Annotated in this window: 16 protein-coding genes; 7 read left to right on the forward strand and 9 right to left on the reverse strand. The window is 68.0% G+C overall.

Annotation, left to right across the window (positions count from 1 at the left end; translation table 11 throughout):
* Nucleotides 1-10: 10 nt before the first annotated feature.
* Both gyrA and FHR97_RS15375 read right to left on the reverse strand, forming a co-directional pair.
* Nucleotides 11-2671, reverse strand: coding sequence for a DNA gyrase subunit A (gene gyrA / locus FHR97_RS15370; protein WP_183384678.1), 2661 nt, complete (start codon nucleotides 2669-2671; stop codon nucleotides 11-13).
* Nucleotides 2672-2780: 109 nt separating this feature from the next.
* A complete protein-coding gene (locus FHR97_RS15375; RefSeq protein ID WP_183384679.1) occupies nucleotides 2781-3203 on the reverse strand; it encodes an acyl-CoA thioesterase in 423 nt (140 codons plus the stop codon).
* Nucleotides 3204-3355: 152 nt separating this feature from the next.
* Here FHR97_RS15375 and FHR97_RS15380 point away from each other — a divergent pair, with 152 nt between their 5' ends.
* The 5 genes from FHR97_RS15380 to FHR97_RS15400 all read left to right on the forward strand — a co-directional run bounded on the left by FHR97_RS15380 (nucleotide 3356) and on the right by FHR97_RS15400 (nucleotide 9371).
* Nucleotides 3356-4306, forward strand: coding sequence for a recombination-associated protein RdgC (locus FHR97_RS15380; protein WP_183384680.1), 951 nt, complete (start codon nucleotides 3356-3358; stop codon nucleotides 4304-4306).
* A complete protein-coding gene (locus FHR97_RS15385; protein WP_183384681.1) occupies nucleotides 4303-5490 on the forward strand; it encodes a 1-acyl-sn-glycerol-3-phosphate acyltransferase in 1188 nt (395 codons plus the stop codon). The genes FHR97_RS15380 and FHR97_RS15385 overlap by 4 nt, the downstream gene beginning before the upstream one ends.
* Nucleotides 5491-5494: 4 nt before the next feature.
* Nucleotides 5495-6658 (forward strand): cation diffusion facilitator family transporter, encoded by a 1164-nt coding sequence (locus tag FHR97_RS15390; protein ID WP_183384682.1) that lies wholly within the window; start codon nucleotides 5495-5497, stop codon nucleotides 6656-6658.
* A 75-nt stretch (nucleotides 6659-6733) separates the two neighbouring features.
* A complete protein-coding gene (locus tag FHR97_RS15395) occupies nucleotides 6734-7450 on the forward strand; it encodes a transglutaminase-like cysteine peptidase (RefSeq protein ID WP_246404072.1) in 717 nt (238 codons plus the stop codon).
* Between the two features lie 4 nt (nucleotides 7451-7454).
* Nucleotides 7455-9371, forward strand: a complete 1917-nt coding sequence (locus tag FHR97_RS15400; protein ID WP_183384683.1) for an EAL domain-containing protein — start codon at nucleotides 7455-7457, stop codon at nucleotides 9369-9371.
* 62 nt (nucleotides 9372-9433) lie between these two features.
* Here FHR97_RS15400 and FHR97_RS15405 read toward each other — a convergent pair whose 3' ends face one another.
* The 6 genes from FHR97_RS15405 to FHR97_RS15430 form a co-directional block, all read right to left on the reverse strand.
* Entirely contained in the window at nucleotides 9434-9772 is a 339-nt protein-coding gene (locus FHR97_RS15405; protein ID WP_183384684.1) for a tryptophan synthase subunit beta like protein, read from the reverse strand.
* 104 nt (nucleotides 9773-9876) lie between these two features.
* Nucleotides 9877-13062: a retention module-containing protein gene (locus FHR97_RS15410; RefSeq protein WP_183384685.1), complete on the reverse strand. Its 3186-nt coding sequence runs from the start codon at nucleotides 13060-13062 to the stop codon at nucleotides 9877-9879.
* A gap of 169 nt (nucleotides 13063-13231) precedes the next feature.
* A complete protein-coding gene (locus tag FHR97_RS15415) occupies nucleotides 13232-13843 on the reverse strand; it encodes a response regulator transcription factor (RefSeq protein WP_183384686.1) in 612 nt (203 codons plus the stop codon).
* Complete coding sequence (locus FHR97_RS15420; RefSeq protein WP_183384687.1) at nucleotides 13843-15270, reverse strand: HlyD family type I secretion periplasmic adaptor subunit; 1428 nt, start codon at nucleotides 15268-15270, stop codon at nucleotides 13843-13845. The genes FHR97_RS15415 and FHR97_RS15420 overlap by 1 nt, the downstream gene beginning before the upstream one ends.
* A complete protein-coding gene (locus FHR97_RS15425) occupies nucleotides 15267-17438 on the reverse strand; it encodes a type I secretion system permease/ATPase (protein ID WP_343065611.1) in 2172 nt (723 codons plus the stop codon). Before FHR97_RS15425 ends, FHR97_RS15420 begins: the two co-directional genes overlap by 4 nt.
* Nucleotides 17439-17493: 55 nt before the next feature.
* Nucleotides 17494-19404, reverse strand: coding sequence for a TolC family outer membrane protein (locus tag FHR97_RS15430; RefSeq protein ID WP_246404074.1), 1911 nt, complete (start codon nucleotides 19402-19404; stop codon nucleotides 17494-17496).
* 359 nt (nucleotides 19405-19763) lie between these two features.
* Here FHR97_RS15430 and FHR97_RS15435 point away from each other — a divergent pair, with 359 nt between their 5' ends.
* Both FHR97_RS15435 and thiI read left to right on the forward strand, forming a co-directional pair.
* Nucleotides 19764-20045, forward strand: coding sequence for a hypothetical protein (locus tag FHR97_RS15435; protein ID WP_183384688.1), 282 nt, complete (start codon nucleotides 19764-19766; stop codon nucleotides 20043-20045).
* 109 nt (nucleotides 20046-20154) lie between these two features.
* Nucleotides 20155-21633: a tRNA uracil 4-sulfurtransferase ThiI gene (thiI, locus tag FHR97_RS15440; RefSeq protein WP_183384689.1), complete on the forward strand. Its 1479-nt coding sequence runs from the start codon at nucleotides 20155-20157 to the stop codon at nucleotides 21631-21633.
* A gap of 15 nt (nucleotides 21634-21648) precedes the next feature.
* Here the strand turns inward: thiI and FHR97_RS15445 are convergent, their stop codons facing one another.
* On the reverse strand, nucleotides 21649-22347 hold the full coding sequence (locus FHR97_RS15445) for a TVP38/TMEM64 family protein (protein ID WP_183384690.1): 699 nt from the start codon (nucleotides 22345-22347) through the stop codon (nucleotides 21649-21651).
* Nucleotides 22348-23058 lie beyond the last annotated feature (711 nt).

The following is a 23058-nucleotide window of genomic DNA, read 5'->3' on the forward strand; positions in this document are numbered from 1 at the left end:
TCAGGTGTCTTTATGTGGCGTCGTCGGCGTCGAAATGGGGGTCTGTCCCCGATTCCTCGTCCTCATCGACCGGCTCGTCGATGCGCACCGTCTTGACCAGCGACTCGGCCTCGCCCAGGCGGATCAGCATGACGCCCTGGGTATTGCGCGACGAGATGGAGACCTCGTCGACCCGGGTCCGCACCAGGGTGCCCCTGTCGGTGATCAGCATCATCTCGTCGCTGGCGTAGACCTGCATGGCCGCCACCAGGGAGCCGTTTCGGCTGCTGGTCTGCATGGCGATGACCCCCTGGCCACCCCGGCCCCGCAGCGGGAACTCCTCGAGGCGGCTGCGCTTGCCGTAGCCGTTCTCGCTGGCGGTCAGGATGTAGATCTGGCCGCCGTTGCCGTTCGCGACCTCGCCCCCCTCGCCGCCTTCCGTCTCGTCCTCGGCGTCGATCCGCTGGCTCTGGGGGATGATCAGGCTGATCACCTCGGCGCCGCCCGCCAGGCGCATGCCGCGCACCCCTCGGGCGGTCCGCCCCATGGCCCGCACGTCGCCTTCCTCGAAGCGAATCGCCTTGCCGTTGGACGACAGCAGCATGGCGTGGTCCGAGCCGCTGGTGATGGCGGCCCCCACCAGGCGGTCGCCCTCCTCCAGGTCGATGGCGATCAGGCCCACGCTGCGGGGGCGGGAAAACTGGTCGAGGCTGGTACGCTTGACCGTGCCCTTGGCGGTGGCGAAGAAGATATAGCTGTCCGGGTCGTAGTCGTGGACCGGCAGGATGGCGTTGATCGCCTCCCCCTCGTCCAGCGGCAGCAGGTTGACCAGCGGCTTGCCGCGGGAGCCACGGCTTGCCGCCGGCATCTCGTAGACCTTGAGCCAGTAGACCTTGCCGCGGTTGGAGAACAGCAGCACGGTGTCGTGGGTGGAGGCCACCAGCAGGTGCTCGATGACGTCCTCGTCCTTCATCGCCGTCGCCGACTTGCCGCGCCCCCCGCGTCGCTGGGCCTGGTAGTCGGAGAGCGGCTGGGTCTTGGCATAGCCGGAGCGGGACACCGTGACCACCATGTCCTCCTCGGCGATCAGGTCCTCGATGGACAGGTCGAGATGGCTGGCCTGGATCTCGGTGCGCCGCGGCTCGCCGAACTGGTCGCGCACGGCGGTGAGCTCCTCGCGGATCACCTCCAGCAGGCGATCGGCGGAGGCCAGGATCTCGGTGAGCTCGGCGATCTTCTTGAGGATGCCCAGGTACTCGTCGAGCAGCTTCTCGGTCTCCAGCCCGGTCAGGCGGTGCAGGCGCAACTCGAGGATCGCCTGGGCCTGGGCCGGCGACAGCCGGTACTGGCTGGACGCCTGGTCGAGGCCATAGCCCTCCTCGAGGTCCTCGGGCTTGCAGGAGGTGGCGCCGGCGCGCTCGAGCATGCCGGTGACCTGGCCCGGTGGCCAGCTTCTCGCCAGCAGCTTCTCCTTGGCCTCGGCGGCGGACGGCGAGGCCTTGATCAGCTCGATCACCTCATCGATGTTCGAGATGGCCACGGTGAGGCCTTCGAGGATATGGCCCCGCTCCCGGGCCTTCTTCAGCTCGAACAGGGTGCGCCGGGTGACCACCTCGCGCCGGTGGCGGATGAAGGCCTCGAGGACCTCCTTGAGGTTGAGGGTGCGCGGCTCGCCGCCATCCAGCGCGACCATGTTGATGCCGAAGACGTTCTGCAGCTGGGTCTGGGCGAAGAGGTTGTTGACCACCACCTCGCCGGACTCGCCGCGCTTGACCTCGATGACGACCCTGAGACCGTCCTTGTCCGACTCGTCGCGCAGCTCGGCGATGCCCTCGATCTTCTTGTCCTTGACCAGTTCGGCGATCTTCTCGATCAGCCGCGCCTTGTTCACCTGGTAGGGCAGCTCGGTGACGATGATATGGTCGCGACCGGTCTTGTCGTCATGCTCGATGGTGTGGCGGGCGCGCACGTAGATGCGCCCGCGGCCGGTGCGATAGGCCTCGAGGATGCCGGCACGGCCGTTGATGATGCCGCCGGTGGGGAAGTCCGGCCCGGGGATGTGCTCCATCAGGTCGTCGACGGTGAGCGTGTAGTCGTCGATCAGCGCCAGGCAGCCGTCGATCACCTCCACCATGTTGTGGGGCGGGATGTTGGTGGCCATGCCCACGGCGATCCCCGAGGAGCCGTTGATCAGCAGGTTCGGCACCTTGGTCGGCAGCACGTCGGGAATCCGCTCGGTGCCGTCGTAGTTGTCGACCCAGTCGACGGTATCCTTCTCGAGGTCGGCGAGCAGCTCGTGGGCGAGCCGGGCCATGCGCACCTCGGTGTAACGCATGGCGGCGGCATTGTCGCCGTCGATGGAGCCGAAGTTGCCCTGGCCATCGATCAGCACGTGGCGCATGGAGAAGTCCTGGGCCATGCGCACGATGGTGTCGTAGACGGCACTGTCGCCGTGGGGATGGTACTTACCGATGACATCGCCGACGACACGGGCGGACTTCTTGTAGGCCTTGTTCCAGTCGTTGCCGAGCTCGTGCATGGCGAACAGCACCCGCCGATGCACCGGTTTCAGGCCATCGCGCACGTCGGGCAGCGCACGGCCGATGATCACGCTCATCGCGTAATCGAGGTACGACTGCTTGAGCTCGTCCTCGATGTTGACTGGCAGAATCTCTCTGGCGATGTCACCCATGGGTCGTCGAATCCTTTGCACTGCAACAGGTTGGCGCGTCACGTGGCCGTGACATGGCGCGCAATAACAGCCTCACATCATATCACCCCGGACGGGCCAAAGCAGCGGGCTATTGCGCAACCACCAGGGGGGCCAGGGCATCGCGAAGCTCCCCGGCGATCGCCACCGCCTTGTTGGCGTGCACATCCAGCAGCACGAAGGTCACGTCGGCGCCGGCCACGAGCCTGCCGTCCCGGGCCCGCCGGATGTCCTGATGCATGCGGGCACTGCGGGTGCCGAGCTCGGCCAGGCCCGTCACCACCTCCAGGTCGTCGCCGGCCACCGCCGCGCGGCGATAATCGATATTGAGGTTGACCGCGACGAAGGCCACCCCGAGACGCTCTAGCATGCCGGCCAATGCCGGCCGCTCGTCGAAGAAGGCCCAGCGCCCCTCTTCGAGGAACTCCAGGTAGCGGGCATTGTTGACGTGGCCATAGCCGTCGAGGTGATAGCCGCGCACGCGCAGCGAGGCCGTGGTCTGGCGAGGCTCCATGGGACTAGACTCCTGTTGTTGGGCACCCCGCGATTCTAGGCAGGCCGCCGCCCCGCATTCAAACGATAGTTTTAGCCCCGAACCGGTTCATCGCTGGCACCCCCGGCTCCCATTCGCCATAATGTGTCTCCTTTTCACCCGGGAAATGCTTCATGTGGTTCAAGCACTTGCATCTCTACCGCCTGCACGGCGCTCCCGACCTGGCGGCCGCCACCCTGGAAGAGGCGCTCGGCGAGCAGGCCTTCCGCCCCCTGGGCGGCAGCGAACCGCGCCGTCTCGGCTGGTGTCCGCCGGCCGGCCGCGCCGGGACCCAACTGCTGCATGAGTTGCAGGGCCAGCGCCTGATGACGGCCCTGCGCCAGGAGCGGATCCTGCCGGCTGCCGTGGTGCGCGAGGAAGTGGAGGAGCGCGTGGACGCCCTCGAGACCGCCGAGGGCCGCAAGCTTCGCCGCCAGGAGAAGCTTGCGCTCAAGGAGCAGGTCTACGAGGAGCTGCTGCCCCGCGCCTTCGTGCGTAGCCAGAAGGTCGACCTGTGGTGGGACAGCCGCCGGGCCCTGATCGCCGTCAACAGCAGCAGCCGCAAGCGTGCCGAGGAGATCCTCGACCTGCTGCGCGAGACCCTGGGCAGCCTCAAGGTGACGCCGCTGGCCAGCCAGACCCTGCCGATGCGCGCCATGACCACCTGGCTCGGCGACCCCGGCTCACGCCCCGCCGACCTGGTGCTCGGCGACCAGGTGGAGCTCAAGGCCAAGGGCGACGACGGCGTGCTGCGCGCGCGCCAGGTGGACCTGGACAGCGACGAGATCCAGCAGTTGCTGGAAAGCGGCCGCCAGGCCAGCAAGCTGGCCCTGAGCATCGAGGGGCGGCTGGCCTTCGTGCTGCATGACGACCTGGCCGTGAAGTCGCTGCGCTTCGATGACGCCCTCATCGACGAGGCCAACCAGGCCGATGACGGTGGGGATGCCCTGCTGCGCCTGGAGACCGACTTCCTGCTGATGACCCAGGCACTGGCCGAGAGTGTCGAACGCCTGCTGGCCTGGCTGGACGGCGAGGCCAATGCCGCCGGCGACACCCACCCCGTCCTGACTGCCGATCCCGCATGACCGAGCACGCCTCCGCGCCCATGAACACGACGCCAGACATGCACAACAACGATCCCTGGGCCGAGATTCGCCCCTACCAGGACGACGAGGTCGCCGAGGTACTGCAACGGCTCGCCAGCGACCCGGAGCTGCTCGATGCCCTGACCCGCTTCCGCCTGCCGCGCCTGGCGCGCATCCTGCCACGCCTGTCGCGGGCGCTGGCCAGTTTCGCCATTCGCCGCGAGGTGCGCGGCGTGACCAGCGTGCGTGCCTTCCAGGGCCGCATCGCCGGCTACATGGAGCGGATGATCCGCAACTCCACCACCGACTTTCGGGCCGACGGCCTGGATCGACTGGACCCGCAGGCGGCCTACCTGTTCATCGGCAACCACCGTGACATCTCCCTGGACCCCGCCTTCGTCAACTACGCCCTGTACCTGGCCGGCCGGGACACGGTGCGCATCGCCATCGGCGACAACCTGCTGAAGAAGCCCTATGTCACCGACCTGATGCGGCTCAACAAGAGCTTCATCGTGCCGCGCAGCGCCCGGGGCAAGCGGGCCATGCTGGCCGCCTACCAGAAGCTCTCCGCCTATATCCGCCACTCCATCACCGTGGACAATCACTCGATCTGGATGGCCCAGCGGGAGGGGCGGGCCAAGGACGGCATCGACCGCACGGACCCGGCGATCATCAAGATGCTGACCATGGCGCGACGCGGGCAGGACCGCCAGGCTGGCCTCGGCGAGGCCATCGCCGAACTGCGCGTGGTGCCGGTGTCGATCAGCTACGAGTTCGACCCCTGCGACATCCAGAAGGCCCGTGAGCTGTACTCGGTCCACGAGCGCGGCAACTACGAGAAGAGCGAGTTCGAGGACATCAGCTCCATCGTCGCCGGCATCACCGGCCACAAGGGGCGGGTCCACCTGCGCTTCGGCACGCCGCTGTCCGCCGACTTCGACACCCCCGAGGCCGTGGCCGAGGAAGTCGACCGTCAGGTCCTCGAGGGTTACCACCTCTTCCCCAGCCATTACCTGGCCCTGGAGGCCCTGGGCAACGCACCGGAGCTGGTCGACCTCGGCGAGGTGACCGATGCCGATCGCGCCCGCTTCCAGGCCCGCCTCGCCGAGGTGCCCGAGGAGCTGCGCGCCTGGTGGCTCGCCCAGTATGCCAACCCGGTCCGCAGCCGAGCTGCCCGGAGCTGAGACGATGCCGGCCAGCGAGATCCGCGACCGCCAGACCCGCGAGGCCCACAGGGTCACCCTCATCGGCGCGGTCGTGGACTTCGTGGTCGGCATGGCCAAGTTCATCGCCGGCCTGCTGGTGGGCTCGGCGGCCCTGGTGGCCGACGGCATCCACTCCTTCTCCGACATCGTCACCGACGTCTTCGTGATCGCGGCGACCCATTTCGGCCGCCAGGCGCCCGACAGCGACCATCCCTACGGCCACGGCCGTATCGAGACCCTGGCCACCCTCTGGCTGGGCAGCGTGCTGATCTTCGTCGCCGGCGGCATCGCCTGGGCCAGCCTGAGCCGCCTGCTGGACGGCGAATCGGCCCCCGCGCCCGGCGGCTGGGCCATCGCCATCGCCCTGGCCGCCCTGCTCGGCAAGGAATGGATCTACCGCTACACGATGCGCGTCGCGCGGCGCATCGGCTCCCGCCTGCTCGAGGCCAATGCCTGGCATTCGCGTTCCGATGCCCTCTCCACCCTGGTGGTCCTGGTCGGCCTGCTGGCGGCCCAGGCCGGCATCGGCTGGATGGATGCCGTGGCGGCCATCGTGGTGGGCGTCATGGTCGGCCAGGTGGGCGGAAAGCTGCTCTGGGATTCCAGCCAGGAACTGATCGACACGGCGCTGCCCCTCGCGGACCGGACGGCGCTGCAGACCACCGCCGAGTCGGCCCCCGGCGTCAGGGGCGTCCACGACCTGCGGACCCGCAAGCTCGGCAGCGACGTGCTCCTCGACCTGCATATCGTGGTGCCGCCCCGGGTCACGGTCTCGGAGGCCCACGAGATCGGCAACGAGGTCACCCGGCGGCTTCGCGAGGGATTTCCGAGCCTCTCCGACGTGACCTTCCACATCGATCCCGAGGATGATGCCGGGGAGACCGCGCACAGCCTGAGACCCGGCCTGCCACTGCGCGACGACGTGGAACGGCGGCTGGATGCCGCCTGGCACGACCTGGCCATCTGGCGGCAGCGGGTCGACCTGGATCTGCATTACCTGGACGACCGTATCGACGTCTCGCTCTACGTCGACCGCCTGCCGGGGAATACCAGCCTCGACCAGGCCGCCGACATGCTGCGTCACCGCGCCGGCAACCTCCCCTGGGTGGGTCGACTGCGCCTGTGGCAGGGGCCCGGTCGCGGCTGAGCCAAGATCACACGCTCGCATTAGCGCTTCCTGCACCCTATGATTGAGTAAAAGCTCATCAATCGGCGAGACCGCATGGCCGACCGCTCGACTCATGCTCCTGCATCGCCCGGGCGCCGCCGTTTTCTGACGATGATGGGCAGCCTGGCGTCCGCCGGCGTCCTGGGCCTGCGACCTGACCGGGCCGAGGCACGCCTCGATGCGACGCGGTTGCGTCGCAGCATGGCAGACGCCTACGGCCAGCCGGGGCTCGATGTGCTCGACGAGTGGTTCGCCCTGCTCGATCGCCTGGCCGGCGCCGACCTCGACCGCCAGCTGCGCGAGGTCAACAGCTTCTTCAACCGTCGCGTGCGCTGGCTGGACGACAGCCTCATCTGGGACCGGGAAGACTACTGGGCCACGCCCCTGGAAACCCTGGGCCGCGGCGAGGGGGACTGCGAGGACTACTCCATCGCCAAGTACATCACCCTGCAGCAGCTCGGCATACCCACCGACCGGCTGCGAATGATCTATGTCCGGGCCCGGATCGGACGCAGCCAGATCACCCAGGCCCATATGGTGCTGGGCTATTACGAGACGCCGGACGCCGAACCGTTGATCCTGGACAACCTCGTGCCCTCCATCACGCCCGCCAGGGATCGCACCGATCTGGATCCCCTTTTCAGCTTCAACAGCGGCGGCTTGTGGGCCGGTAGTTCGAGTCGTTCCAGGGCCAACCCCGTCGCCAGACTCTCGCGCTGGCGGCGCGTCCTCGACCGAATGCGACGACAGGGATTCATCCAGGGGAGATAATGTGATGTCGCTCATCAAGCAACTGTGGCTGATCATCGTGGGACTGCTGTTGCTGGCCTTCGGCGGCAGCCTGTTCATCGGCGTGACCTCGAGCCGCGCCTATATCGAGCAGGAGGTCCGCATCAAGAATGCCGACAACGCCAACGCCCTGGCGCTGACCATGAGCCAGATGCCCAAGGACGCCGTCACCCTGGCGCTGCTGGTCTCGGCCCAGTTCGACACGGGCTACTATCGGCGGATCGAGCTGCGTGACCTCGACGGCGCGGTCATCGAGCAGCGCCAGGCCGATGCGGCCATCGAGGACGTGCCGGCCTGGTTCACCGAGCTGATCGATTTCGATGTGCCCGCCGGGACGGCCGTGGTGCAGGATGGTTGGCAACAGTTCGCCACCCTGAGCGTGGAGAGCCAGCACAGCTACGCCTATCGTTCTCTCTGGCAGAGCACCCTGGAGCTGGCGGGGTGGTTCCTGCTCGCCGGCGGCCTGAGCCTGCTGCTCGGCTGGTGGCTGGTGCGCTCGATCCGCCAGCCGCTGCACCGGGTCGTGGAACAGGCCCGCAACATCGGCATGCGCCGCTTCACGACCTCGCAGGTGCCCCGGACCCACGAGCTGCGCGAGGTGGTCGTGGCCATGAACCAGCTCGCCGACACCGTGGGCGAGATGCTCGGCACCGAGAGCCAGAAGCTCGATGTCCTGCGCCGCCGCCTCCAGCACGACGCGGTGACGGGGGCGCTGAATCGCGAGGCCTTCCTCAGCCAATTGCAGATCCACCTGGAGAGCCACGACTTTCGTGCCAGTGGCACCCTGGTGCTGGTGCGCGTCAGCCGACTGACGCAGATCAACGAGCAGCTCGGCCATGCCGCTACCGATGCCCTGCTCAAGGCCTTGACCGAGTCCCTGGAGCAAGTGGCCCAGGTGCATGGCAGTGGCCTGGCCGGCCGCCTCAACGGCAGCGACTTCGCCCTGCTGCTGCCCGGCCTGGATGACGCGGAATACGTCCATCAGGAACTGGTCAAGCGTCTCAAGCCCCTGATCCGCGACAAGGACGCCATGATCGGCCTGCCCGCCGCCATCAGCCGGTACTGCCAGGGCGACAGGCGCAGCAGCTTGCTGGCCGGCCTGGACGGCGCCCTGTCCAGCGCCGAGGGCCGCGGCCAGCACAGCATCACCATCATCGAGGAGGGCAAGCAGCGGAGCCTGTTCCCCAACCATGCCCAGTGGCGTAGTGCCCTGCAGCAGGCCATGCAGGAAGGCGTCTACCTGGCGCACTTCCCGGTGCTGGACAGGGACGGCAAGCTCCTGCACTACGAATGCCCCTCGCGCCTGCGGCTCGGCCAGCAGTGGCAGGCCGGCGGGGTCTTCATGCCCTGGGTGAGGCGCCTGGGCCTCGAGACGGAACTGGACCTGGCGGTGGTGGAGGCGGCCCTGCAGGACATCGATCAGCGCGACCAGGCGGTGGGCATCAACCTGTCGGCCGCCACAATTCGCGATGCGCGCTTCGTCCTCGAGCTACGCTCACGGCTGCACGCCCGACCCAGCGCCGCCGCCAGGCTGTGGATGGAGCTGCCGGAGACCCTGGCCATCCAGGACCTGCCGAGCTTCCGGACCCTCTGCCGAGAGCTGCTCCCATTGGGCTGCAAGCTGGGACTCGAGCACGTCGGCGCCGAATTCACCCATATCGCCGACCTTCAGGACCTGGGCCTGACCTACCTGAAGATCGACAGCAGCCTGGTCGGCGGGGTGACGGACAGCCACGAGCAACAGACCATCCTGCGCGGCATGGCCACGCTGTGCCATTCGCTGGGGATCCTGGCCATCGCCGAGGGCGTCACCAGCCACGCCGAGGCCATGACGCTCTTCGAGCTGGGGCTCGATGGCGTCACCGGCCCCGGGATACGTCAGCACGACAAGTCATCCCTATGATCCAGCGGGCAGGCCGCCTGCCCGAGGGGCCGGCGGTACCCGCACCTGACAAAAGCAAGCGGTCAGATGACATCGTCCTCGCCCGCCGCGGGGGACACCAGCTGCAGGCCATTCAAGCGGCGACGCAGCGCCTGACGCGCCATCACCTTCTCCTGGGCGGCCTCGGGCAGTTCGGTGAACCGGATCACCCCCTTGTCCATGAGCAGATCGATCACGTCTTCCAGCACGCGCACGAAGGCCAGATCCGACGCCTGGAAGCGGGCCGATTCCCTGCCGACCTCTCCCTCCATGAGAAACGCCAGTAGCTCGGGCGAATCCGCCGGGAGGTACTCGCTACACTCCGACGTGGGCTCGCGACTGACGAGCCGTATCCGCCCCTGGTCGTCGCGCTCGATGTACATGGGCCGCTCCCCGACTTGGACTGGTGTGAGCATCATAGGCAGCCTCGCCCCCGACGCACAAGACAGCGCCCGACCCGGTGGGACGCAGCGGATGCGGCTCTGGTTCACTCGATATCGAGCTGGCCACTGTCGATCAGGGACTGAATGAAGGCGGAGGAATCGGCGCCCTCCATGCTGACGCCATTCAAGGCGATGACCTGGTCCGACTCCGCCGAACTGAAGCCGTCACTGAAGGCGCCACTGGTACTGACGTGCAGCAGCGTGTTGCCTTGACCATCGTCGATGGCATGGAGGTAGTTGGCGAAGTCCGAGCCGGCATCGCTGTCCTGCAACAGGTCACTCAGCAGGAGCGCATCGCCCTCGTCGGCTTCGTTCAGGTTGAAGTCGGCGACGAGATCGGAAGCGGGCGTCCCCGGCACGCCTTGATCGCCCCCGTCGCCGAACTGCCAGGCGAAGGTATCGGCACCCAGGCCACCGGCCAGGACATCGTCGCCTTGTCCGCCCATCAGGGTATCGTCACCCTCGAGACCGAACAGGCTGTCATCCTCGCCGGTGCCCGACAGCCTATTGTCCTGACTGTCACCCACGATGCTCTCCGAATCGGGGTAAAGGGTGATAGCGACCCGACCATCGAGGTTGTCACCATCCGCATCCTCTCCGGTGACCGGCAGCTCGAAGCTCACGGGAGAAAGGCTCGGCTCCACACCATAGCTGAAGCCTCCCAGCTTGAGGCTGGTGGTAGCGCCATCGGCCAGTTCGGCCCCCTCGATCTCGACGGCATTGAAGGCCTCGGGATCCAGGCTGCCATCGACGCTGACGATCGCGAAGCTCCAGCCATCCTGGAGCCCCTCGACCCGCACCGAGCCGTCGGCGCGGGCGGTGACATGACCCGACTGTTCGATGCCGGTCTCGTCGTAGATCCTGACCTCGCCGGCGGCGAGGGACAGCTGACCCTCGCCGCCGGGGCCGGAGACCAGGGACTGCGTCTGGTCCGTGGCAGCATTCTCCAGCCCCATGGAATAGATCCGCAGGTAGAAGCTCGCTTCCTTGCCACCGGAGACGACGATACTCTGCGAAAAGGCCAGGGTCTGCTGATACCCATCGAAGCTGTACGACTCGGCATTCCGGGTGTCATCGACCGAGAGATTGTTGACCAGGTCAAAGCGCACGATCTCGCCGCTGGAAATCTCGGCCCCCTGGCCAACCCCCAGGGTCGCGTTGGTAGTGTTGACGGTACCCTGGTCCGTATCGTCCAGGGGAAGGATCTCCGAGGACACCAGGACATCATCCGTGCCATCCGGATCCGGCGCCTGCTTGGTGCCGATATTCAGCCCCTTGAAGGCGACATTGCCACCCCCGATACCATCCAGCTCGGTCACCGTGGTGAGCTTGCCGTCCGTCATGAAGGAGCCCGAGAAGACCGTGTAGGCGACATTGCCCTCGGTATCGATCGTCGCCTCGAAGCCGATGTCACCACTCTCGGTGACGGCCTGGATGCCGTGGTGGGTGTCGTCCGTGTACTGGAGATAAAGCGCCTCGTTATGGAGGTAGAGCTGATCTCCCTCGACGCCGAGGAAGGCCTGCTTGCCATCCACCAGCGCCAGGTCGAAGACGATATCGCCGAGCCCATCCGTGCCCGGCAGGAAGTTCAGTGACTGCGTCACAGGCTGCTGTGTCGCTTCCGCCGCATCGACCGCCAGCAGGACATGGGCGGCCTGGGGGAAGAAGGCTTTGGGGCCGTCGTCATCGAACAGGAGGTTGCCGCCCAGATCCATCGTCTCGCTGTCGCTGGCCGTGTCACCCTCGCCGTCGGTGATGATCACCGTGCCCACCAGGTTCACCAGCCCCGTGTCCAGCCCTTGCCGGTCACTGGCGTAGTCGCCGGTATCGGCGGTGTCGTGGTCGAGCGCCGCCCTCTGAGTCAGGGTCACGCTGCCGCTGGCATCCACCGCCAGGGTGAAGACGGTGTTGACGTCGGCCACCGCAGCGGCGCTCGCGGCCGTGGCGCCGATGACCTCGCCGCCGACCAGGTAGAGATAGACGGGATCGCCACCACTGGTCAGGCCCGAGTCGCTGCCGTCGGCCGCCGCCAGTTCGAGCGCATAGCTCCAGTTGGTGGTGCCGGCTCCGTCGGCGCCATAGGCACTGCTGCCCACCGTGAAGGCAGCGGCAAAGCTGGCCGTGGCGGTGTCGGTGAGCTCGGCGTCCTGGGTGTTGAGGGTCACGCCGTCGCCATCGGACACGCTGGCCGTGATGCTCGGGCCGTCGTCGTTGATGCTGAGGGTCAGGGTCGCCTCCGGCGAGACATCGCCGTCGTCGTCGGTGACCCGCACCGCGAACGGCTCCTGCACCCGGTCGGCGTCGCCCGTCAGGCCGGTACCGGCATGGTCCAGGGTGTTGGCGTCGAGGCTGTAGCGCCAGCCGCCGTCTGTGTCGACCGTCAGGGTGCCATGGGCGCCCTGCACGGTGGTGCCGTCGGCGGTGATGGCGATCCAGGCGCCGTTGGCGTCCTGCACCTCGATCAGCGCCAGTTGATCGTCGCCGGTGTCGATCTGCAGGCGGCCGCTGGTGGTCGTAGTGCCGCCGCCGCTGCCCTCGGGCAGCGCGGACTCCCAGACCACGTCGCCGTCGCCACCGGGGTCGGGCGTGGCCACCGTCGGCACATCATCGGGATCTTCCGTCGCCACGCCGTCGCCATCGAGATCCTCGGGGCCCACCACCGGCACATCATCGGGATCTTCCGTCGCCACGCCGTCGCCATCGAGATCCTCGGCGCCCACCACCGGCACATCATCGGAGTCTTCCACCGCCACGGCCCCGCCCTCGAGCGGGACCTCGTCGGGTCCCTCCAGCGCCGTGGCAGCGAAGTCGAAGGTCAGCGGATCGACGCTCTCGCTGATTCGCGCCAGGCGCACGAAACCGTGCCCCCCATCACTGCCACCGCCGGCCCCGGCCCCGGCCGCGGTCGCGTCCAGATCCTCGAGCAGGTCCCCCCGGCCCTCGCCGATGGCCGTCAGCAGGGCCTCGAGGTCCGCATCCTGGGCGCTGGCATCCGCCGCCTCGACAGCCGCATCGGGGGCGAGCTCGGGCGTCATGACGACCTCCCGGCCTTCGCCGATCGTCGTCGGCTCGAGAGGGTCGCCGAAGTCGAGTATCACCCGGCCATTGTCCGAGGTGACGAGGGTCTCACCCTCCTGCAGGCTGTCGCCGACGCGGAGTTCACGCAGCTGGCCGTCGGCGTCACGTGCCCAGGCCTGACCGGTGATGGAAAGAACGGTGGCGATGGTCATGGCATGCTCCCTTGATAGACACCAGCCGAGACACGAGGCGGTACTACTCGGCCCTCATACCTTCAAGTTAGGGGGTGGAGCCATGCATCGGTATTGGACCGATGGACAGGGTGACAAGGGGTAACAGGGGCAAGCCGTCACCCGGCCGAGTCGCGACAGGGGGCGGCGATCACAGCGCATTCTGTTCCTGGCGGGAGAGCTTGAGGATCAGCTGCATGCGGTCGCGCACGCCGAGCTTGCGAAACACGGCCCCCAGGTGTGCCTTGACCGTTCGCTCGGTGATGGCCAGGCGCCTGGCCACGGCCTTGTTGCTCAGCCCCTCGGCCACGGCCAGTGCCACCGCCCGCTCGCGTTCGGTCAGGCACGCCAGGGTCTCCTCCTGCAACATGGCCTCGCCTCCCAGGGTGCGGAAGGCACCGCCCACCACCCGGGCGAGCAGTTCCGGCCAGACCCAGATGCCCTGGTGGGTCACCACCGTCTCCACCTGGCGCAACAGCTCGGGCGGCGAGAGGGCATGGGCATAGCCCCGGGCGCCGGCCCCCAGCGCCTGGAAGGCCTCGAGGGAATTCGGCGCATGGCTCAGCACACAGAGGATGGCACCACGTTGACTGAGGGTGGCGACGAGTCTCGGCCAGGCCTCCAGGTCGCTCATCACCCAGACCCGGTCTCCGGTACCGGCCTGAGCCCGCGCCTGGCCGGGCCCGACCAGTCGGGCCTCGGCGAAGGCCTCGCGCCAACGAGGCATCTCGTCGCCTCCCCGGCACACGAACAGCTGCGCCATCATCGCTCTCCCATGGCATTGTCCCAGACCCGCAGGACCGGCTGGAGAAGGTACTGCATTACCGTGCGCTTGCCGGTGAGGATATCCACCTGAGCGGTCATTCCGGGAATCACGTCCAGCGCCTCGTGCGCGTTGCCGCCCTCCCGGGTACGGACCCGAACCAGATAGAAGGTGTTGCCCTCCTCGTCGGTGATGGTGTCGGCGCTGATATGGTCGAGCTCGGCTTCCAGGCCACCGTAGATGGCGAAATCGTAGGCGGTGAGCTTGATGATCGCCGGCTGCCCCGGATGCAGGAAGGCGATGTCCTGGGGGGCGATGCGCGCCTCCACCAGCAGGGCATCGTCGGTGGGCACGATATCGACCACCTCCTGGCCAGGCTGCACCACGCCCCCGAGGGTGGTGACCCCCAGGCGCTGCACGACCCCCTCGACGGGCGAACGGATCTCCGCCAGCCGCACCCGATCCTCGAGGCCGGTACTCGATTCATCCAGCGCCCCCAGCTCCCCGAGCGTCCGGGAGAGCTCATTGCGCCACTCGTTGCGGGCTTCCAGGGTCACCTCGCGGAGTTGCGCCTGGGCCTCCTCGATGGCGGCCTGCAGCCGCTCCACCTGGGACGCCGCCTGGTTCCGCTCGCCGCTGGCCTGGGAGACCTCGCGCTGCAGCCGCAGCACCTCGACCTCGGAGACCGCCCCGCTCTCCAGCAGCGGGCGGGTCAGGTTCAGCTCCCGGCCAGCCATGTCCAGATCCCGCGCCGCGGTATCACGCCGCGATCGGGCCTCGTCCAGCTCGGCGCGACGCTGCGCCAGGCGCTCCTCGAGGATGTTCCTCTGCTCGGCCAGCGCCTCCAGGCTGCTCTCGTAGAGCTCCCGCTCCCGGGCCACGAGTTCCGGAGCCTCCTCGCCCAGTGACGCGGAGGGCGTGAACTCGGACGCCGTGACCAGCGCCCTCAGGCGCTCGGCGCGGGCCTCGAGGGCCTGGGCCTTGGCGCGGTTCTCCCGGAAGGTGGCCAGGAAGCGCGTCGGGTCGATGCGCATCAGCAGCTGCCCCGCCACCACCCGGTCGCCCTCCGCGACCAGGATCTCCTGCACCACCCCGCCATCGAAGGACTGCACCCTCTGCAGCTGGCTGGAGGGGATCACCCGCCCGACCCCGCGGGTCACCTCGTCGATGGCGGCAAAGGCCGACCAGGCAATGAGGGCCGCCACCGCCAGCAGCACCCCATAGAGGAAGGCCCTGGCCCGCAACGGATCCTGCTGCAACCGGGCCCAGTCGGCGTCGCTCGCCCAGTCGCGATCGAGATGCGCCGCCGTCACGCGGCGGGCGAAGAGGCGATCGATGAAGGGCCGGAAGGGACGTCCGCCGGTCTCGGAGAACCGACCAATGGCCTCGAACCCCTGCTGCTCGGCACTGCGACGCGAGGACCTCATCCGCCGGCCCTCCCGATCTGGCCCTTGCGCAGGGCCTCCACCACCGTGTCCCGGGGCCCGTCGGCCACGACCCTGCCGGCGTCGATGACGACGATGCGATCGACCAGGGACAGCAGCGAGGTGCGATGGGTCACCACCACCATGGTCTTGCCCTGGGCATAGCGCTTGAGCCTGGCCTTGAAGGCCTCCTCGCTGGAGTGGTCCATGGAACTCGACGGCTCGTCGAGCAGCAGTACCTGGGGGTCATGGACCAGGGCCCGGGCGATGGCCACGGCCTGGCGCTGCCCGCCCGAGAGCCGTCGCCCCCGCTCGCCGACGTTCAGCGCGACGCCCTGGGGATGCCCATTCACCAGCTCTTCGAGGCCGCCGAGCTCGATGGCACGCAGCAGCGCCTCGTCCTCGACGCCATCGCTGCCCCCACCGGCCACGATGTTGTCCCGCAAGCTGCCATGGAACAGGCTCACGTCCTGGGGCACATAGCCGATATGGCGCCGCAGCTGGATGGGGTCGAACTGGCGAATGTCCACGTCGTCGAGCCTCACCGCCCCGCTGGAAGGCACATACAGGCCCAGTACGAGCTTGTTGAGGGTGGTCTTGCCGCAACCGACCCGACCCAGCAGCGCCACCTTCTCGCCCGCCTCGATGCTCAGCGACACGTCCCGCAGGGCATCCTGCTCCTCCCCGGGATAGCGGAAGGTCACCTTGTCGAAGCGGATATCGCCCCGGACCACCGGGCGATCGATGAAGCGCTGTCCGTCCGGTCGCTCGACCGGCAGCTGCATCACCTCCTCCAGGGACCGCAGGGCCGTGGCCGACTGGTGGTACTGGGCCAGGAGCGCCGCCGCCTGGCTCACCGGCGCCATGGCCCGGGAGGAGAGCAGGTAGGCGGCGATCAGGCCGCCCTGGGTCAGCTGGCCGTCGATGATCAGGTAGACCCCGATGAGAATCACCACGACCGCCACGCTATGCTGGGCCCACAACGCCACACTGGATACCGAGGAACTCACCAGCCTCAGCTGGGCCGCGGTGCGCGAGAGGAAGGCCGAGGCCCGCTCCCAGGTGCCCTGGATGCGGCTCTCGCCGCGCAGCGTCTTGACGGTCTCGAGCTGGGAGACCGACTCCACCAGGGTGGCATTGCGCTGGGCACTCGCCCGCCAGGTCGTCTCGGACAGCTCGTGCAGCTTGCCCTGTGCCGCCAGGGCATAGAGCAGCACGAAGGCGATGCCGACCAGCACCGGAATCACCAGCGGCGGCCCGATCAGGGCGATGATGCCGGCGAACAGCAGCACGAAGGGCAGGTCGACCAATCCGACCACCGTGGCGGAGCCGATGAAGGCGCGCACCGACTCGAAGGATTGTAGCGTCGCCGCGAAGGAGCCGGTGGAAGCGGGTCGTGCCGCCATGCGCAGTCCCAGCACCCGGGACATGATCGCCGAGGACAGCTTGACGTCGGCCCGGCTCGCCGCCAGGTCGACGAAGGCATTGCGCATCAGGCGCAGGGCCAGGTCGAAGCACAGCACCACGAAGATGCCCACCGCGAGCACCCAGAGCGTCTCGGTGGCATGGTTGGGCACCACCCGGTCGTAGACGTTGAGCACGAACAGCGGCATGGCGACCGCGAACAGGTTGATCACCACGGAGCCGGCGATCACGTCTCGATAGAGCCGGCGGTTCTCGCGGATCACGCCCCAGAACCAGTGCCGTGAGGACTGGCGCCGGACCTCCGGGCCTCGGGCATCGAAGCGAAAGCGCGGACGCACGTAGATGGCCTGGCCGCTGTAGCTGCGCTGCAAGCCGTCGAGTTCGACCTCGGTCTCGGCCTCGCCGAGCTCGGGAAAGATCACCCGGGCGCGGCGGGACCTCAGGTCGAGGGCCACCAGTACGCAGGCTCGCCCGGGCTCGAGCAGCAACACGGCCGGGAACAGGGCGGGATTCAACTGCACCAGGCGGGACTTGACGATTCGTGCCGACATGCCGGCACGGGCCGCCGCTCTGGGGAAGACCCCCGGGGTGAGCCGCCCGGCCTCCAGGGGCAGGCCGGCGGTCAGCGCTTCCGCGCTGACGTCATGATCATGGACGAGGGCGAGCGTCTGCAGGCACGCCAGCAGTTCGTCACTAATCGCCGAGCCGGCACCGACGCCCTCTCCCAGGGTTTCCTGTTGTGTCACGGACACCTCTGCATTCGGTCACGGGCGCCGGGAGCCCGACGACTCCGGCTTGGCCTCATCCCGCGACGCGCCCCTGAAGGCCGGGCGCGCGCTGGCTCAGGTCGAGATGTTCCCCGACCCGCTCCAGGGTGACCTCCACCCGGCGGTTCTGACCCCGTCCCTCCACGGTGTCATTGGTGGCCACCGGACGACGCGACCCGAACCCTTCGGTCTCGATCAGGCCGGCCGAGACGCCCTGGGCCACCAGATACTCCCCCACGCTCTCGGCACGCCGCCGCGACAGCGGCTCGTTGATGGCATCGGTCCCCGTGGCATCGGCATGGCCGGCGATGTACACGCGCACCAGGTCGTTGCGCGCGCGAATCCGCTCGGCCAGCGAGCGCAGCTCCTCGCGGGCCTCGAGGCTCAGCTCGGCGCTGTTGATCTCGAACAGGGCATCGGCGGAGAGGGTCACGTCCGGGGCCCGGGTCGGGGCCGGGGTGATGCCGTCGGTGAAGTCCGCCAGGGTATAGCCGCTGGGTCCCGGCGCCGGACAGATCGTCTCGGGGTCGAGTCGAACGCCCTCGCCGCCCAGTTCCGACAGGCTGGGCAGATCGTCGCGGCGCACCTCCAGCACCTGCATCAGCTGGCCCATCGCGGCCAGGGTACGGGCGTCGGCCAGGGCCACGTCATACTGGGCGTTGACATGGGCACGGCTGGCCTCGAAGAACTCGTTCTCGGTGTCGAGCACATCGAGCAGGCTGCGCTGGCCGATATCGAACTGCTGCTGGTAGGCTCCGCGCACCCGGTCGGTGGACTGGCGATGCTGATTGAGGTAGGCCAGCTGCTCGCGCAGCCGCCGGGTATCGTTGTAAGCGACCTGGATGGTCTGGCGGAGATCCACGCAGGCCTTCTCGCGCAGGTCGATGGCCTGCTCGACCCGGTCGCTGGCGGCACGGAACTCCGCCAGGTCGCTGCCACCACGGTACAGGTTCATGCTGGCCACCAGCTCGATGCTGTGGCGGTCCTGCCGCTCGTCCGGCGTCAACAGGCTGGTGCTGTCGCCATCCTGATAGGTGCCGGTACGCCCCACCAGGTCGAGCCGGGGCTGGAAGTCGGACCGGGTGCCGCGTCGCTGCGCCCGGGAAGCGGCGATGTTCTCGATGGCGGCGTGGAATTCCGGGTTGCCCTGGAAGGCCAGGTCGAGGGCCCGGGAGACATCGGCGGGTAGCCGGTCGTCGAAGGTCGGTGCCGGCGCCAGGCTCGCCGCCGGGAGATCGCCGACGATGCGCTGATAGCGGGCGGTCACGTCATGCAGGTTGGACGCCTCGGTCATCAGGTTGGACTCGGCCAGGGCCAGGCGGCCGCTGATCTGTTCCAGGTCGACCCGGCGACCGGCCCCGGACGCCACCCGCAGCTCGATCTGGTTGAAGACTTCCAGGTGCTTGCGATAGTTGTCCTGGGCGAGCCGCACCAGCTCGCGGTAACGCTGCACATCGAGGTAGGCCCGGGCGGCCTCCAGGGCCACCTCCTCACTGGCGCCGAGCAGCTCGTAGTAGCGCACCCGTTCCGCGCGGTCGAGGCGCTCGACCTCGCTGCGGGTGGCGAAGCCGTCGTAGAGCATCTGGGTCAAGGCCAGCTCGGCGTAATCGGTGTCGTAGCTACCCCGCCCATCGTTCTCGCGATCCTCGATGCCCACCCCGGCATTGACGTCGACGCTGGGCAGGTAGTTGCCCCAGGCCGCGCGGGCATCATGTCCCGAGGCCTGGAAGGAGCGCCAGGCGGCCTGGACCTCGGGATTGGTGGAAATGGCCTGTTGCACCACCTGCCGAAGGTCGGCGGCGCCTGGCGACATCAACCCGGAGGGCAACGATTGCGCCACCGCCGAGGCGAGGGGCAACAGGACCAGGGTGGCACCGGCGGCCACGCCCCTGGCGAGGCGCTTCCCGATCCTGGTCGATGACGGCTTGGTGCGCGCGCGTGTCATGGCAGTTCCCTTCGTTGTGCGTAATCGGGCGGAGGCATGGGGAGACGCACGCTGGCCGATACCACAGGCGTCTACCTGCCTCCTGCCTTTCTTGTGGGGATGCCTCATGTCCTGCGGCGCCGGCCCATCATGCGCCAGCATGAGAAATCCCTTGTCCCCAGCATTACATACAACATACTGTTACACACATTAACAAGGTTTGTCAGGCTTGGCAGCCGGTCCGAAGGGATTCCCTGTAAGTGATCGACCACGAACCATATAAGCGATGTCTTACACGGCATGGCTCCGGCCTCTCGCGCCCGGGGCCAAACATGGTATCGTCTCGGCAAGACAGCACCGGCCCGCACAAGGAGAACGCCATGTCCTCATCGGAAATCCAGAAGACCCGTGTGATCAACGAGCTACGCAGCTTCATCAAGAAGCTGCTCCAGGACCCCAAGATCCTCGAACAGTCCCTGGTGATCGCCCGGCAGCGCCTCGGCGACGGCGACCAGGCCGATGTCATGGCCCGCATCGCCAACGAGATCTCGGACACCACCAGCGTGCACATCCCGGAGGATCCCGCCGAGCACTCCGAGGCCGACCGCCTCTTCCTGGAGCTGCTCAAGGAAGTCGTCCGCGAGGAGCAGGCCCTCTACTGACCGCGACGGGGTCGCGTGGCGGCCACCGCGGTGCCGCCAGCCGCCACGCCCCTGCACCTCGCGGCGACGCCTGATAGAATGGCACGACACTTTTTCAACGCCTCGCCGCATGTCCTACCTGATCAAGCTGCACCCCGAGATCACCATCAAGTCGCGCTCGGCCCGACAGCAGATGACTCGCTGCCTGACCGGCAATATCCGCACCATCCTGCGCCGCCATGACGAGCGCATCCGGGTTCGTGACCAATGGGACTCGCTTCGCGTGCGACTGCCCGCCGGCCTGAGCCCTGGCCTCACCGCGACCATCGAGGACGACCTGGCCCGCATCCCCGGCATCCAGGAGATCCTGGCGGCGGAGGATGTGCCCTTCGTCTCCCTGGACGATATCGCCGCGCGCCTCGTCCCCCTCTGGCGCCCGCTCATCGAGGGTCGCCGCTTTCGCGTCAAGGCCAAGCGCCGGGGGCAGCATGACTTCACCTCGGAGGATATGGAGCGCCACCTGGGCAGCGCCCTGCTCCGCGCGGCGCCCTCCGCCAGGGTCGACCTGGGCCATCCGGAGGTGGTGGTGCCGGTGGAGCTCACCAACGGCCGCCTCCAGGTCATCCGTGCCCGCTGGCCGGGCATCGGCGGCTATCCGCTGGGCGTGCAGGGCCAGGCCCTGGCGCTGATATCGGGGGGGTTCGACTCGCCGGTGGCCGCGTGGCGCATGATGCGCCGGGGCGTGAAGACGCACTTCATCTTCTTCAACCTGGGTGGCCCGGCCCATGAAGCCGGCGTCCGCGAGGTCACCCATCACCTCTGGGCCCGTTACGGCGCCTCGCACCGGGTCCGCTTCCTCTCGGTGCCCTTCGAGGGCGTGGTCGGGGAAATCCTGCGCAGCGTGCCCGACGGGCTGATGGGGGTCGTCCTGAAACGCATGATGGTGCGTGCCGCCGGCCGGGTCGCCCAGCGGGCGAGGATCCCGGCGCTGGTCACGGGTGACGCCATCGCCCAGGTGTCGAGCCAGACGCTCACCAACCTCGGCCAGATCGATGCCGCCAGCCCGGTCCCCATCCTTCGCCCGCTGCTCACCGAGGACAAGCAGGCCATCATCGATCAGGCACGGGAGCTCGATACGGCCCGCTTCGCCGAGACCATGCCGGAATACTGCGGCGTGATCTCGCGGCGACCGCATATCAGGACCGACGCCCAGCGGCTCGACGCCGCCGAGGCCGACTTCGACTTCTCGGTGCTGGATGCCGCCCTGGAGGCCGCCGTCGCCACCCGCAGCGATCGGCTCGGGGAGCCCGCCGGGCCACTCGGCGAGGTGCTGACGGTGGACTCACCGCAGGCGCTTTCGGCGCTGCACGCCCCCTGCGTGATCGACATCCGCGCGCCGGCGCAGCAGGAGGCCGCACCGCTGGAGGTCGGCGAGGTACCGCTGCTGGAGATTCCCTTCTACGAACTGCAGGAACGCGCCCCGGCCCTGCCCCGGGACCGGCACTACCTGCTGTTCTGCGACCAGGGCGTGATGAGTCGCATGCAGGCGCTCCACCTGGCCGACCGCGGGCTGGACCACTTCGGGGTCTATCGCTCAGAACCGCGCTGAGCGGGGGCGGGCGCCCTAGCGAGGATGCCGGAAGTGGTCGACGAACGTCCGCCAACGCCTGGGCACGGGGATCCAGCCGGCATCGACCAGCCGAGGCAGGGCGATCAACACGCCCACGACCACCAGCCCGACCGCCATCGCCCAACCGCTGTCGAGGGCGATCCCCTTCCCCGCCAGCACATAGATCAGGGTCATGGGGGCCATGCCCAGTGCCGTCGCCACCAGGAAGCGGCCGGTGGTCAGCGCCGTCAGTCCCGCCGCATAGCTGATCAGGGCGAAGGAGAGCACGGGAATCAGCCTCGCCAGCAGCACCATGCCGAAGAGGAGGCGCTGGGGACACTCGGGGAACAGCGCCACCCGGCCATGGAACAACCGCTCGATCACCGCCCGCCCCACCCACCGGGCGATCCAGAAGCTCAGGCTGGCCCCCAGCAGGGCACCGGCCATGCTCAGCAGGAACGCCAGTAGCGGGTCATAGAGCATCCCGGCCGCCACGCTGACCACCATGGTCGGAATCGGCCCCACCACCACCGTGAGCGCCATCACGCCCGCCAGTGCCGGTGGCCCCCAGGGCCCCAGCCTCAGGCCCAGGCGCTCCAGGCGGTCGGGGTCGATCCAGCCGGACTGGTAGACCCAGAGCCCCAGTGCCACCAACCCCAGCAGTGCCAGCCCCGCCAGCAGCGCCTGACGACTGTGCCGCGGATCGACCTTCATCTCGGCCCCCTCCGGCCATCGTGGACAAGGCGGGCTTGCGACCTCGCAGGACGGCGGATGCCCCCAGTCCCCCCTGATTGGCCCGGTCGACCGCTACCCACGACAGGGAGATGCCCGGGCCCACTCCCAGTCTAGTCCGGCGGCCGACGGCGCAGGGCGAGAGCCCTCACGCCGTCGGACGACAGACGGCACACCCGCCCAAGGCAAGCCGGTAACGTCGGAGCCTCCAGCAGGGGAACCGCATGACGGCCATGTGCCGGCATGAAAGTCCATCTGTCGAGATAGCACGGCGTCATATTCCGACCTCACGGCCCTCTGAGCCTGCGTTTTCCCGATCGAAAAGGGCCTCCCAAGACGAGCGAGTCGCGATTGGTGAATCCAACCTCCGGCCCCGCATCGGTGCACCAGGACGCTCAGAGTTCCTTTATTTTCTCGACGCCTCATGGCCAAAAACCCTTGCCGACACCCGGCCTTTTCTCCGTGGAAGGACCGTCTCATCCTTTGGTACTAAAAATAAATACTAATAAAGACAAATTTTTTATATGCATTGCCTCATATAAAGAAGGCAAGCCCAGGGCACAACGCCTCCGTCGCCCCGTCTCGAAGCCGATCCACTCGCCTATGGCCATGTTCTGTTTGGCCTTTCTGCAACACCACTCGCTGCCAACCGGCCGCCTCACGGGCCGGCCGAGGAAATTCACTCCCGGCATC

This window comes from Halomonas stenophila (assembly GCF_014192275.1).
Lineage (GTDB): Bacteria > Pseudomonadota > Gammaproteobacteria > Pseudomonadales > Halomonadaceae > Halomonas > Halomonas stenophila.